We start from the raw sequence: 13,830 nt of genomic DNA, 5'->3' as shown, positions 1-13,830 counted from the left end.
TGAATACAAATAGCGATAGGTAGCCGCCAGCTATAGCGGTTTAAACATATAGCTGGCGGCGTTTTGCTGCTTCCTCTCCAACATTGTTGGGTCTCAGGTACTCAAGGCATCAAAACACCTCAAGAGTCTATCATAAATCAACTGTGTTTATATACAGTATTTCTAGTTGTTTTAGTGAGTTGCTGTAAATCGGGGAGGGGTTGCAGCGCGAGCTGTTCTAATACAAACGCAATGTGGTGTTCACTGTGTTCTGGATGTAGCCGAGCGATAATATGAGGTTCAACCACGCCATAGCGCGAATAGGTCACGATAGTCTGTACGAGTGTTTTTGCTTCTGGTGCAATGTTTAACATGCTGAATTACCATGAAAATAACTATGCCACGACACTAGCTCTGAGGGCTATAACCATCCAGTCTTGTTTTCTACTTATCCATGGAAGTGTGATGTTGAGGGAAATGTTATCGGTTTCATATCTTTAGCAAGTTGGTAGAATACCGGCTTTCACTATTGGTGAGGCTCAACCTCTAATTTTTTAGTAAATATTGTCACTGTCAATGTTTACGCTTTGGAATGTAAATGAAAAAAGAAGATCTAAAGGCTTATGGTCAAGCTCGTGGAATATGGCGAAAGTCATCATTAAACGGCCGCAGTGAACAGGTTAAGGTTGCGGCTTTACCAGCGACCTCTCAAGCACCACAGAGCCAGTCTTATGTCAGTGAACAGGTGCTAGCGTCACAAGCCGCGCAATCGCAGTCTGTCTCTTACCCATCGGGTGTGAGCATTGCTGATTACTATGGCATAACGAAAGCTCAGGTATCAGAAAGGCTGGCTGAGTCAATTGGCTTGCAGTGTTCATTAGAAGAGGAAATGGCGAAGAATCATCAGCATGTGTTGATCACGGATTTAGAGGATGCGCATAAGGTACTGCATAACCTTTGGCTTGAATCGGGTCGTGACGTGGCAGCCTTAGCCGCCAGTATCAATACGGCTAAATCATGGTTTAACCATACCGATCCAATGTTTAATGCTCGCTCTATTGCTAAACAGTTTGGAGATATGGGTATTAAAGCCGATTTGGTGGAGAGTAAAGGTAAAACCTTTGTCGCGTTCTCTGGAACAGATAAGAACGGGAAAGCACTCAAGCACGCTTTTGTTAACGGTACTCGTATCAATATGAATGGTAAGAAATACCCACTCAACTCGTTCAAATCGGTGCAAGCTGGGTTTAGTCCTAAATCAAGGGCTGCGAATTTTAAAGGTGCTGGCGTATTAACGTTTGTTGTATCTGCCAGTATTGCGACCAGTGACTTAGTATTCAAAGATGATTATCACCTAGTGGATTGGTTCGGTCATGTGGGCTCTGACATGTTTAAGGCTTTGGTACAATTTGGGGCTGGTGAGGCCGCGCTGTTTGCGGCTGCTTTTTATGGTGTTTCGATTATGTCAGGAGCAATTCTGGTCGTGTTTGCGTATATTGCCATTGAAGCTGTTTGGTCAGAGTACAAGATTGCAGATAAAGTTGTAGGAGGGTTAGAAAGTGCTCTTGAGTAATAAAATTCGAGTTGTGGGTGTTGCTCTACTTACCATTGTCATAATGGGTTGGTTATGGATTTGTGACTTTTTGCTAGAAGATTACTTCGCTATTTTGAATCAAGCACCTACCGTTCGATTGTCTGTTATTACATTATGGGTCCCTGTTGGTGTTTTAGGTGTACTGTTGAGTATGCTTTTTATGTCACCTAAGGCTTTGTTTTTAGGAAAAAAAATAAATGAAGTGTATTCGCCTAAAGCAATGCAGTTGGCAAATAAAGTGTGTATTTATTTTGCATTAGCAGGCGTTGCCTTTGCAGCAGGCTGGACTTATCACTCTCTAGATTTATTGGACAGGTACGGTTACGTTTATAGCCGCGACTTAACCGAGATAACCCCTACAGGCATCCATTTGATGTACATAAAAAGCAATTCTCAATGAACTATATAAGAATTGTGCTGTGCTTGTTGGTTACGTGGCTATGTTGGTGGATAACTTCAGGGAACTTAAACCAAGCCTTTGGTTTGCTCCCTTCAAGTGTTGAGGTCTCTGGGGTTTTAAATGTATGGGCTGGATTTAGCGGTGTTATCGCTAGCATGTATCTCATTGTTTACTCAGTCAAAGATGAGTTTAACCTATCATTTCCAATCGGTGAGATTAACAAAGTGATTATCATTTCTGTCTTAGTAATTTCACCGTTGTTTACCGTTATCACGTATAGCAAAATTCATTCTAATCTCGAAAACTATGTGGAATGCTCTGAACTAAGGACACTATCAAGCCGTTACTCAAGCCGGACATATGCTATTTCGTCGGAACTTTGCCAGCAATTCGTAGATGAAAAGAGTCAGTGAGTGCTGTGTAAGTACTCTAAGTTGTCATTGTCCAACAACGAGCTCAGATTATGTCTAGCTCAGTTTTGCCCCAAAACAATTCAGAGTAAATACTCATTCATATATTGTTAACGTGCGTTTGCCCTACCAAAAGTTATCCATACTTATAATGCTGTTCGCTGTGAATCCCGCGATGTACTACGGGGAGCTTTCTTCCCAACTCTACTGGCTTGTTAGAGTCCATCGACAACTAACAAACATTGCTTATCTTGCAGTGCATGAATCTTGTTTTGTCGAGTACTATCTCTCAATTTTTCATCTGATATGCTTAATTAAGTTAATCGACTATCGATTGTGTGCGTTGTTGCATTTGGCTGATTGATCTTTCCTATGCGTATACATCACAAAACGAGCTTCATAAGCAATCAATATCTATAAAACTAAGTGTTTAGGGTGATATACTAATTAAAAATACGAGGAGTAAAACGTGGAAAATATCTACTTTGAAAGTATCTCACTGCATGGCATTCATCAGCGGTATGACTTGAATATAAGTTTTAACAAAAATCTCACTATTCTTCATGGACAAAATGGCACTGGTAAATCTACACTTATCCACATATTAGCTAATGTGGCAAATTGTGATTTTATAAGGTTTGCCTTTCTTGATTTCTTGTCTATAACGGTTACTTATTCAGATAAATCAGTACTTAAAATAATTAGTACAAAAGATAGAGAAATTTCAATAGTTGCAGATAATCAAGAAACATATACATTCTCGAAAAGAGAAGTGATTGAAACTATTCATCTTTATGAAAGAGATGAACATATGTATAACAGAAATTTCTTCAAGTCCCATTTAATAGATAACATTAATTCATTTATTGAAGAAAATAATATTAGGAAAATTGGAACATCTTATTTTCCTGCATTCAGAACTATGCTCGAAGCTTGGTCATCGCAAAGTGAAAATAAAAATGGATCTGTTGACAAACGAAATACCATGAGAAGTGCAACAAAATTTTCCAGAAACTTGTTTGGTCCATTTCTTCCTGAAATAAACTTCCCATCACCATTGGAAATCGAGAATAACTTAAGATCCGAAATTAAAGAAGCGCAAATCAGAATTGCAAGATATGAAAGTTCAATATTTAGTGACTCCTTTGTGAAAGTTTTTTCAGCTTTATTATCAGGAAAAAGTGAAACTTTCATTGATTCTGAACGTATTTTGTCAGAAATATCCGACCTAACTACTTCACAAACCAACAGTAAACTTGGTGATATTGAAGATAACTCTCAAACTTATAAACAACTTCAAGCTCTAGTGATGAGTAGCTCAAAATCTGGTGATGTAGAATCATCGACTTCAGGAGCACTTGCCGTTTATCGTGATGCATTAAAAGAACGACAAAATTATAGAGCAAGGGCATTTGAAGAGATTGATAAGTATTTTAGGGTCGTAAATTCATTCCTAGATAGAAAAGTTCTTAGCTATGAACTCGATAAAGAAAAAAGAATACCCCGAGTTGGTTTAGAGTTTCCTGATGGTTCATGGAGCCGGATACAAGTTATGTCATCTGGAGAAAGGCAATTATTAACAATGCTCTATGCTGTTAATAAAATGAGTGGGAATTCAGCAGTGCTAATTGATGAACCCGAGCTCTCATTACATATAGATTGGCAAGAGGATCTTCTTAATAAAATGATGGATCAACTCGGAGGTCGTCAGATTATCGTGTGTACACATTCTCCTTCAATCGCAGAAGATTTCGATGAATACATGATAGAGGTCTGCCCGAAATTTAATGATCTTGCAGATGATTTTGATACGATAACTTTTGATTGCGATGAAGATTACTTATGAAAACGTCTTTAACTTATGACATACAAAAATACATAACCAAAATAAAAATGAGTTCTAAAAAAAGAATTCTTGTTGAAGGTAAAGATGATAAATCTCATTTGCAAAATTTGTTAAATATTATTGAAGTGCCAAATATTAAAATTGATACAGCAGAACAAATAAAAGGAAATTGTAAAATAACATCAAAAAATAATAGAGCTAAGATTGATAAAATTTTTAATGTCTGTAAAGAAAAATCAGAATGTCTTAATTTATATTATCTTTGTGATAGAGAATTCTACAAGTTCTCAGTGGAAAACATAATAACGGATGATTTGAAAATCACAGATTTCACTCATAATCTTAACTGGACTATTGGTCATAGTATTGAAAATTATTTCTTAGATTTTATTATTCTATCTGATGCTTATAGATATTTATGTGGTTCTGAGTATAAAAGTAAAGCAATTGAACTATTCAAAAAAATCTTACCTTCATCTTTTAGATTAGTAGCCTCTATAACTTTATCAGCAAAAGATTTAGGTCAGTTTTCATACCCTAACGGTGTTGTTATGTGGGATAAATTCAGTATTGATGGGGATGTGTTATCATTAAACATTGCCATAAACAATAACACTCCAGAGATATTGAAAAAATTCGTAAATTTGACAAATGAGTATAATGAGATTACAAATAAAACTGATATTCGTGTTTGTGCTAATATTTGTCGTGGCCATACGGTTATGCTTTTATTACAAAGAATCTTCTCTTATTGTTTATATACGGTAATATTAAGTGATGATGAGGTGCTTGCAAAAAAAGAATCACTTTCTTTCTCAAAGATAAAAGAATCCCAATTGTCTTCAGCTCTGGGAGAATCATGGGTTAGACATGTAAAACAGGGATATGAAAACTACCCAAAAGAACTAATTCATTCAATAGCCTCTTAGGAATATTCGAATAAATCATATGCTATAGTATTATTTTTCCATTAATTATTAAGCCCCTTTCGGGGCTTTGCTTATCTTTTTGAGTCTATTGATAATCCTTGCAAATTATAGACAGCATTTTAGCATTGTTGACAACTCCATTTTGTTGTAGTGCATTTTGAATTACTCTTAAGTCACACATGAACTGAGTTTACTGCCTTTCGCCATCCGTTTTAGTCGCTTGCACTTCCTCGATATCTCATTTTCTTTATCCCATCCTTTGACCACTAAACTCACACTTTCAAAACAAAGTGTTGGCCATTGTAGTGATACTCGATTGTAGTATCTCTCAGAAACAAGAGGTACTATAACTATTTGATATGCAACTGAATTAATATGATGCGCACCCTAGATAGGTTTATTAAATTAGCAAAGTTAATGAGACATTTTTTCCAAAAACAAGTTTCACGCTTCGCTCATGAATTGTAATTCAGGGTAAACACAAGATTTTATTTACTACATCTAGCGGCTGAGCGTTGACATTCACCACTAAATGCCGCAGGATTACCACATTGCAGAGCCTCACCTATTCGGTGGGGCTTTTGTGTTTCTAACATTTATTATTCTGTACTGCGCCCTTATGGCGCTTTTTTTGTGCCTGTCATTTCTCATCTAGCTCAACAGTTCTGTGGGGCTTTTCATTTTAAACCAAGTAAGCAAAAGGACACTCCAGCAGGGGGTGGATATGCGTATGAATGAAAAAATCTCCAGCGCAATGTCGAACTGGTGGAACGTTTCTATTGCCTTTTTGGGTGGGGTATCTGCTGATGCGTGGATGGTGATCATTGCGTTTGGCGGTATGTTGCTGACCGCGTGGATAAACAACTACTGGCAAAAGAAACGTTTTCAAGCGGAGTTTGGCAATGAGCAAGGTAAATAATATAACTCGCTCTCTCATTGCTGCTGGAGCTGGTGCAATCGCCATTGCCACGTCAATGATAAAACCGCTTGAAGGAATAGAATATGTTCCGTATCGAGATGTTATTGGTGTTCTTACGGTCTGCTATGGCACTACAGGGCCAGATGTTATCGAGGGGAAGGTTTACACAAAAGAAGAGTGTGAATACTTCTTACAGAGAGACTTAAAGAAGATCGAGCGCCAAATCCTTCCGATGATAAAACCAGTACTTCCAAAGCCCACCAAGGCGGCACTTTACTCTTTCACTTACAACGTTGGTGTGGGCGCGTTCTCTCGCTCAACGCTGCTTAAAAAGCTGAACGCTGGTGATATAACAGGCGCTTGCAGTGAACTGAAGCGATGGGTGTACGCGGGCGGTCAGAAGTGGAAAGGATTGATCACTCGCAGACAGATTGAGGACGAGGTATGCCAACTTCAGCTTACTGGAAAATGATCGTCGCTGGCGTAATCACCATCGTAATCATCGCACTTTTTAGTTTGTATTCAGTAGAGAAAGCAAACCGCAAGGTAGTGCAAACGAAGCTTGATAAGGCAACGGAAGAGCGTGATTCACTGGTTGAGTTAAACAATAGACAAGTCGCCAAAATCAAATCCTTCAATGAACTCAGCATTAAACATGCGAAGGAAGCCGCTAATGCAAAGAAAGAAATTGACTCTCTTCGTGCTGACGTTCGCAACGGCGCTAAGCGGGTGTTCATCAAAGCCAGTTGTCCTGAGCCAGTGCCCAAAGTCGATAGCGCCAGAAGCGTGGGCGATGCAGGAGCCGCCGAAGTTGAACGAGCAGTTACAGAAGATATTCTCGATCTCCGAGAAATGAACTCAAAAGCCATCAGGCAGATCCATTATTTACAAGGCTACATTCGCACTCAATGCTCGCTAGCCAGTCATTCTGATTAAAGAGGCCCGCTTGCTGCCTTAAAGCAAGCAAACCTACCACCGCCAAGAGCAAAAGCGTGCATTCTTTTTTGGTGTCGTCGAGCACCTAAGGCTTAGGCCATTATCCACAGTGCTTACGGCGGTGACCTTATCCCCCGCGTTGGCTTCTCGCTGTCTTAATTCGTTAGCTATGACCACGAAGCGGTTTACCGCTTACTCCTTACGTGTGAGCGCGAGTTAAGAATCAAAAAGAAGCAAGTCAAAGGTGAGACTCCTTACATTACTGGCAACGTCAACCATAGGCGACAAGGGCGTGACCACTCGGAGAGTCGGGAAAATTTTTATAACTTTGAGGAAGAAATGAACAATGAAAAACGCTTATGGAACTTGTCAGAGTTAGAAGTATTTGGGTATCACCGTTCAACCATTCGTAAAAAGCTGAAAAACGCAGGGATAGAACCAACTGCGCACAAAGGTTCGACCCCACTTTATGATGTGGTTCAGGTTGTGCCTTACCTCTGCCAAGCCCCTATCAAACAAAGTGATGCGCCGGATTTAATGGGCTTTAAAACGGCTGCAGAGTTGCGTGCTTATATTCAAGCCCAAACTGAAAAATTAAAGCTCATGCAAGAAGCTCAGGAAAGCATTGCTAGAGCAGAATACGAACATGAAATTGGTGCGTTGATCGCTTCAATAAAGGGCTTTAAAGATAAGGTTATCACGCGGATTGAAACCGCTATTCCTAGCGTGAGTTCGTATCAGTTGGAAGACCTTGAGCGCTTGCTTAATTATGATTTAAGGGCCGTTTCTGATGAGCTTGAAAACCTTTGATCCTCGCTTAAATCTTGAGTTCGCCGATGCTGCGCAAATTCGTCGAGATTTAGCTTATCTGTGTCGGCCTACATCTAAAACCCCAGTCGAAGCGGCAGACGACGGTTTGTGGATTTCAGATGGAACCGATGCTGTTAAGTTTTTGTCGAGCCAAGTACCGTACATGCGCGAGCCAATGAACTGTTTGGCACGCCGAATTTATGAAGCCTTGCAGTTAATGGGGCCAGCACGAAGCGGAAAAACCAAGGCGTTGGTAGAGGGCTGGGTGAACTATGCGGTTACTCAATCTCCCGGCGATATGTTGCTGATCTACTCGACTAAAAAGAAAGCGGAAAGCATTTCTAAAAAAGATTTATCTCGTTGCTTTTCGGCCACTACGGAAATCAAGAAGTTAAGAACTGGACGAAAGTCAGATGATACGCTGACGTTTAAACATTTTTTAAATGGCATGAACCTGAACTTAGATTCGGCTACCGAATCGAGCTTATCTGCAGAAACGTTTCGTTATGCGGGTATCTCTGATTATGACCGTGCTGACGATGGTGTTGGGGAAGAGGGTAGCAAATTTCGTTTGTTACTAAAGCGTATTCAAAATGCCAAAAGCTCTGGTATGGCCATGGCAGAAAGCTCACCCGGTCGAGTAGTTCGGCACCCTGTTCCAGAAGAACAGCTTGGAGCGCATGAGGCTCAGCCTTGCGGCGGGATAGCTCAGTTATATAACCAAGGTGATCGGCGTCGGTTTTATTGGGTTTGTCCTGATTGTAAGGCGTGGTTTCAACCTCTCTTTGAAACGCTGAAGTGGAATGAATCGCTGGTCGATCATCAAGAGCAAGCCAAGAGCACGGTATGCCGCTGTCCTCGTTGTTGTTGTGATATTAGCGAGCAACAAAAACATGAATTGAATTTACACGGGCGTTGGTTTCGTGAAGGAGAGATCGATCAGTACGGTGAACAAGTTTTTGATGAGTCAGCAATACGTCAATCTAAATGGGCGTCATTTTGGTTTGAAGGCGTTGTGGCCTCTTATCAAAGTTGGGAAAACTTAGTTTATAACTACTTAACGGCGCAAAAGCTGTATGACGAAAGTGGTGATGAAGATTCATTAAAATCGTTTTATAACGTCGATGTTGGTCGTCCTTATATTTTGCAATCTCGCGCTTTAGAAGTGGGAGCGCACGAACTGATGCAGCGTGCATTAGATCATCCGCGCAGCGTTGTTCCTCATGATGGCCGTTTTATTGTGATGTCGATAGATGTTCAAGGCGGTAAATCTAACCCGCGCTTTATTGTACAAGCGCACGTTTATGGCCTTGGCCTACAGCGTTGGGTGATTGATCGCTTTGAAATACTTACCACCAAACACCGCAATGGTGATCGCATTAATCCTGCGGTTTACCCAGAAGACTGGGATTTGCTGGTTGATGAAGTGATGAAGAAAACCTACTCGCTTGCCGATGGTTCTGGCCGTGTCATGAAGCCTGTTTTAACGCTGTGTGATTCTGGCGGCTCAGCAGGTGAAAAGGACGGCAAACAAACGTCGGTGACTGACTTTGCTTACCAGTTTTATAACCGGCTTAAATCACAAGGTTTGGCACATTTGTTCCGCTTGGTTAAGGGAGCAAGCCGAGAAATCGACCACTTGGTAAAAGAAAGCCACCCAGACAAGCGCAGTAAAATCGCACATGGTGAAATTAAGCTGCTTTTACTGCATACCAATCGCCTTAAAAACCGTGTTACGGCCAGTTATTCGCGCCTTGAATTTGGTTCACGCTATTTTCATTTGCCCGGTTGGGCTGAACGGAATTGGTTTGAGGAACTGACAGCGGAATACATTGATGAAAAAGGCAATTGGGTTTGCCCGCCAAACACCCGAAACGAAAGCTTAGATTTATGCGCTTACGCGGAAGCGGGTATGCATTATTTAGGTGGCGACGACATTGATTGGAACAGCCCACCCGCATGGGCTGCACCTTGGCAAATTAACCCGAACGTGGTGGATGCCAACGTGAAGCCAGAATTTGAACGCAAGCAGCGCCGATACAACCATTCAAGAGGTATTTACGGATGACAGCATTACCTACTAACCGTGAGCGCCTTGCATGGTACGTTGCGGCAGAGCAAAAAATTCTGATGCAGCAAGAAGTGACAACCGCAGAAGGCGAAAAACTGACGCTTGCTAGTTTGGCAACGGTACGCGCTGAGATAGAGCGTTTGACTCGGTTGATCGCTCAAGAAGCACTAGGTGGCAGGCGCAGTATGATTAGGAGGAATTACCTTGAGTAATCCGTTAAACCTATTCGATAAGATGGTGGCGGTATTTAACCCCGAAAAGGGTTTAAAGCGACTGTATGACCGAACGCTACTGAACAAATACACAGCAGCCCTACCAAGAGACCCAAAAACCAAGCAACCACGAAATAGCTCTAAAGGATCATCTAACGAACTAAACAAAGGCGCGAAAGCGATTTATGAAAGGGCGCGAGATGGCGACGAAAATAACCCATTTGTGACGGCCATTCTTGATGAGCTGTGCGCGAACGTTGTTGGGCCCAACGGTATTATGGTTGAGCCGCAACCGCTTGATCATAAAGGTGAGGTTCACATTGAATTTGCTCAAGCCATTTCAAAGTGGTGGGAGCTGCATTCGCTTGCGCAAAATATTGATAACGAAACGTCTCGCAGTGAAACTGAATGGCTAGCGTGTCGAACTTGGTTGCGCGACGGGGAAGTGTTTGGCCGAATGTACATGGGCCATCACCCAGAAATTAGTTATCCGTCTACTACGCCCTTTGCTATTCAGCCATTTGAGCCGCAATTCGTGCCGCGCCATATTACTGAATTGGAAGGTGGTTTGATTGAAGGGATTAAGCGTAACAAGCTCGGACAAGCAATCAGCTATTTGATCCAAAAGGATTCAAATGGTTTTGAGTTTGCCGAAGTCGATGCCATGTTTATTTGTCACTTGAAGTTTACGCGGCGCTTACATCAAAACCGTGGCATATCGATACTGCACTCGGTACTTGATCTCATCTCTCGTTTAGAAAGTTACGATAACTCTGAAATGGTGAGCGCTGAGATCGCCTCACGCTTTGCTTACTACATTAAGCGTGACCCTACGCTTGGTGCTGATAATGGCGATGCCTTTTCGCGAGGTGGCGACATCTTCCTTGGTATGGGTAACTCGTTTGAGTTAGCACCCGGTGAAGATGCAGGGATTGTGGAATCTAACCGCAAAGAATCGATGAGCGCACCGTTTCGAAGTGGTCAGCAAAAGTTAGTCAGTAGTGCGGTTGGAGTAAACAACTCTTCGGTCACTCGAAACTATGATGGTGCGTATTCATCGAACCGCCAAGAACTGGTTGATTCCTACGCCCGCTATCGAGTGCTGCAACGTAAGTTCGTACTGAATTGGACACGCCCGCAGTACCGTTATGCGCTTTCAATGGCGATCCTCAAGGGTGAGTTGAAAATCCCGACAAGCGTTGATGCTTCCAGCGTTTACAACGCGATTTATCAAGCCCCCGTTATGCCGTGGATTGACCCGAAAAAAGAGATGGACGGAATCGAAAAAGGTTCGCGCCTTGGTTTGTTCTCTCTTAGCCAAGCCCAGCGTGAACGAAACATTAACCCACTGGCAACCCGCAAAGAAATTCAAGCCGAACGCAAGCAGCTTAATGAGATGGGCATAATTAGCACCGCTGATCCTGCTCATAACATTGCGCCTGTTGATCAAATCAAAACCAACGAAAAAGGCGAGGGAGTTCTCGATGCCTAAACCAACCGATAAACGCTGGTATACGTTAACGAACGAAGCCGACGACAAACCAGCACAACTTTACATTCACGGCATTATTGGCAGTTATGACATTGCTGCCATTGATCTTGTTGCTGCTTTGCAGGCGATTGGAACCAAAGACATTAACGTGCGTATCCATACTCGTGGCGGTGGTGTGTACGAAGGTATTGCAGTGCATAACGCACTGAAAGCTCATAAAGGTAAAACGACAGGCGTGGTTGATGGGCTTGTGGCTTCCATTGGTACTTATGTGTTGAGCGCGTGTGATGTTCGCCAAATGCCGTCAAACACATCGATGATGATCCACAACCCGCAAATTGGTGCGTGGGGTGAGGATGATGATTTAGAAGCTGCACTACAACAGTGGAAAAATTCGCGTGAGTTAATTTCCCAAGAATACGTGGAGCGTTCTGGCAGCAAAAAGACGTTGGAAGACTTCCTTGAAGCAATGAAGAAAGAAACATGGTTCACCGCTGAAAAAGCCCTTGAGTGGGGCTTGGTTGATGAGGTGATTGACCCGGTTGATTTAACTAACTGCTTTACCGAAGACGATATTCAGGACATTTCGAATTACAAAAACGTACCTGATTCATTAATCAATGGTTTCAATTTGCAACCCGCTAAAGGTAGCAAACGAGAACCGACCAAACAGGCGGCAGACGCCGACCCTAATCATTTACAAAACCATTTAGACGAACAGGTAAGCGATATGCCGAAACCACTAACACCTGAAGAACTGCAAAACGCAGTCAAAGCAGAAAACAAACGCCAGCAAGATATTCGTGCTTTATGTGTAAAGCATAACGTAGGTGATGAGCTGGCCAACAAATTGTTAGAAGATACAGAATGTTCTGTAGAGCAGGCGTCCAGCCAAATTCTACTTAATATGGGTAACGAAAAAGAGAATCTTCGTAACCTTTGCAAAACCTTAAACCTGAGTGATGAATTGACTAATCAGGTTCTCAACAACCCGAACATTACGATTGAAACCGCCAGTGAACAGTTACTGAATGCGTTGGGTGATCATAGCAGTTCGGGTACCAAAGCAAACTTAACCGCAACTCATCTACACATTGGCAATGGCGATCACGTAAAAGAAGAACTTCAAAACGCACTGAATGCCCGTGCTGGTGTGGCTGAGTTAGACAAGCAAAACTCGTTTGGCCATGAATCATTACTGAACATGGCGCGTGCTAGTTTAGGCGTCAATGCGGGTACGGGTTTGACCAAAAACGAACTGGTTAACCGCGCGTTTAACAGTGGTGATTTTGGTGACATCATTACCGAGAGTATTCGTACCGTAATGCGCGATGAAACCAAGGTGCGTACGCCATTGTGGCGTGAACTGGCGAACGTGGAAAACCTCAGCGATTTTCGTGAAACCGAGTTGGTCATGGTGAATGATGCGCCGGACTTGATGGCCATTGGTGAAGACGGTGAATATAAATCCGCATTGCTAAAAGGTAGCGGTGAGCGTATTCAATTGGCGACCTTTGGCCGAGCGATTCAATTTACCCGCCAAGCGATCATCAATGATGAAATTGGCTTGATTGCTAAGGTGCCACGCAAGTTCATGCAAGCGGGTTACCGTCTATCAGATAAGTTGATGTTTAACTCCATTTTGAGCGGGAAAATGGGCGACGGTAAATCTGTATTCCAAGCTGCGCCAAGCGCCGAAAAGTGGGGAAACCTTGTCGCTAACATTCCCGCCAATGATTACGCGGCGCTTATTATGGCACTGCATAAGGTATTTGCTACTGCGACCAGCGTACCATTTGGCGGTGAGAAAGACGGCGGCGGCGATGCGCTAGATTTGCGCGGTGAGTTCTTGATTGCTCACCCTGATCATGCATCCATGCTTGAAGCGGTATTGAATACCGCCAGCAAGCCAGACAGCTTTAACCCCGCTTATAAGAAGTTCAATAAAGTGATTGAAACTGCGCGCTTAACTGACGTGAATGGTGCGATTGCTCTGACATCGAAAGACTTTGATTCGGTAGTCATGGGCTTCCTTGATGGCCAGCAAGACCCTTGGTTGGAAACGGGTGACGGCTGGACAAGCGACGGTGCGAAATTCCGCATTACTTACGATATTTCATCGAAAGTCGTTGATCGCCGTGGTATTGCGAAAGCAACCTTTGAGTAAATAAAAAGCAATCAAACCAAGGGTGAGTGTATCTCGCCCTTTTGTTTATCTAGATAAAAAATGGT

At 42.4% G+C, this 13,830-nt stretch carries 13 protein-coding genes; 12 read left to right on the top strand and 1 reads right to left on the bottom strand.

Translation table 11 applies throughout. The annotated features are described in order from the left end of the window. Window positions 1–137 precede the first annotated feature (137 nt). Complete coding sequence (locus AACV12_RS15685) at window positions 138–353, bottom strand: hypothetical protein (protein ID WP_170900794.1); 216 nt, start codon at window positions 351–353, stop codon at window positions 138–140. Window positions 354–577: 224 nt separating this feature from the next. Between AACV12_RS15685 and AACV12_RS15680 the strand changes: the two genes are divergently transcribed. From AACV12_RS15680 to AACV12_RS15625, 12 genes are all read left to right on the top strand, one after another. Next, window positions 578–1,552, top strand: coding sequence for a hypothetical protein (locus AACV12_RS15680; protein ID WP_170900792.1), 975 nt, complete (start codon window positions 578–580; stop codon window positions 1,550–1,552). Next, window positions 1,539–1,973 (top strand): hypothetical protein, encoded by a 435-nt coding sequence (locus AACV12_RS15675; protein WP_017050076.1) that lies wholly within the window; start codon window positions 1,539–1,541, stop codon window positions 1,971–1,973. Before AACV12_RS15680 ends, AACV12_RS15675 begins: the two co-directional genes overlap by 14 nt. 879 nt (window positions 1,974–2,852) lie before the next feature. Next, window positions 2,853–4,229, top strand: coding sequence for an AAA family ATPase (locus AACV12_RS15670; protein ID WP_170900790.1), 1,377 nt, complete (start codon window positions 2,853–2,855; stop codon window positions 4,227–4,229). Further along, complete coding sequence (locus AACV12_RS15665; RefSeq protein ID WP_170900788.1) at window positions 4,226–5,158, top strand: hypothetical protein; 933 nt, start codon at window positions 4,226–4,228, stop codon at window positions 5,156–5,158. Before AACV12_RS15670 ends, AACV12_RS15665 begins: the two co-directional genes overlap by 4 nt. Before the next feature lie 730 nt (window positions 5,159–5,888). After that, window positions 5,889–6,077, top strand: a complete 189-nt coding sequence (locus tag AACV12_RS15660) for a hypothetical protein (RefSeq protein ID WP_232473143.1) — start codon at window positions 5,889–5,891, stop codon at window positions 6,075–6,077. Continuing rightward, a complete protein-coding gene (locus AACV12_RS15655) occupies window positions 6,061–6,549 on the top strand; it encodes a lysozyme (protein WP_170900786.1) in 489 nt (162 codons plus the stop codon). Before AACV12_RS15660 ends, AACV12_RS15655 begins: the two co-directional genes overlap by 17 nt. Next, the gene (locus AACV12_RS15650; RefSeq protein ID WP_170900784.1) at window positions 6,522–7,013 is read left to right on the top strand and encodes a lysis protein; all 492 of its coding nucleotides are present in this window, start codon (window positions 6,522–6,524) and stop codon (window positions 7,011–7,013) included. Before AACV12_RS15655 ends, AACV12_RS15650 begins: the two co-directional genes overlap by 28 nt. A 339-nt stretch (window positions 7,014–7,352) precedes the next feature. Continuing rightward, window positions 7,353–7,823 carry a DUF1441 family protein gene (locus AACV12_RS15645; protein ID WP_017042799.1) on the top strand — a complete coding sequence of 157 codons (471 nt, stop codon included), beginning with the start codon at window positions 7,353–7,355 and terminating at the stop codon, window positions 7,821–7,823. Beyond that, window positions 7,804–9,891, top strand: coding sequence for a terminase gpA endonuclease subunit (locus AACV12_RS15640; protein ID WP_170900782.1), 2,088 nt, complete (start codon window positions 7,804–7,806; stop codon window positions 9,889–9,891). Before AACV12_RS15645 ends, AACV12_RS15640 begins: the two co-directional genes overlap by 20 nt. Continuing rightward, the gene (locus AACV12_RS15635; RefSeq protein WP_064626791.1) at window positions 9,888–10,106 is read left to right on the top strand and encodes a hypothetical protein; all 219 of its coding nucleotides are present in this window, start codon (window positions 9,888–9,890) and stop codon (window positions 10,104–10,106) included. The genes AACV12_RS15640 and AACV12_RS15635 overlap by 4 nt, the downstream gene beginning before the upstream one ends. After that, a complete protein-coding gene (locus tag AACV12_RS15630; RefSeq protein WP_170900781.1) occupies window positions 10,099–11,598 on the top strand; it encodes a phage portal protein in 1,500 nt (499 codons plus the stop codon). Before AACV12_RS15635 ends, AACV12_RS15630 begins: the two co-directional genes overlap by 8 nt. Further along, window positions 11,591–13,765, top strand: a complete 2,175-nt coding sequence (locus AACV12_RS15625) for a head maturation protease, ClpP-related (RefSeq protein ID WP_170900778.1) — start codon at window positions 11,591–11,593, stop codon at window positions 13,763–13,765. Before AACV12_RS15630 ends, AACV12_RS15625 begins: the two co-directional genes overlap by 8 nt. Window positions 13,766–13,830: the final 65 nt, after the last annotated feature.

It is taken from the genome of Vibrio sp. 2-2(8) (assembly GCF_963888495.1).
Classification (GTDB): Bacteria; Pseudomonadota; Gammaproteobacteria; order Enterobacterales; family Vibrionaceae; genus Vibrio; species Vibrio anguillarum.
This window is presented reverse-complemented; position numbering and strand designations above follow the sequence as displayed.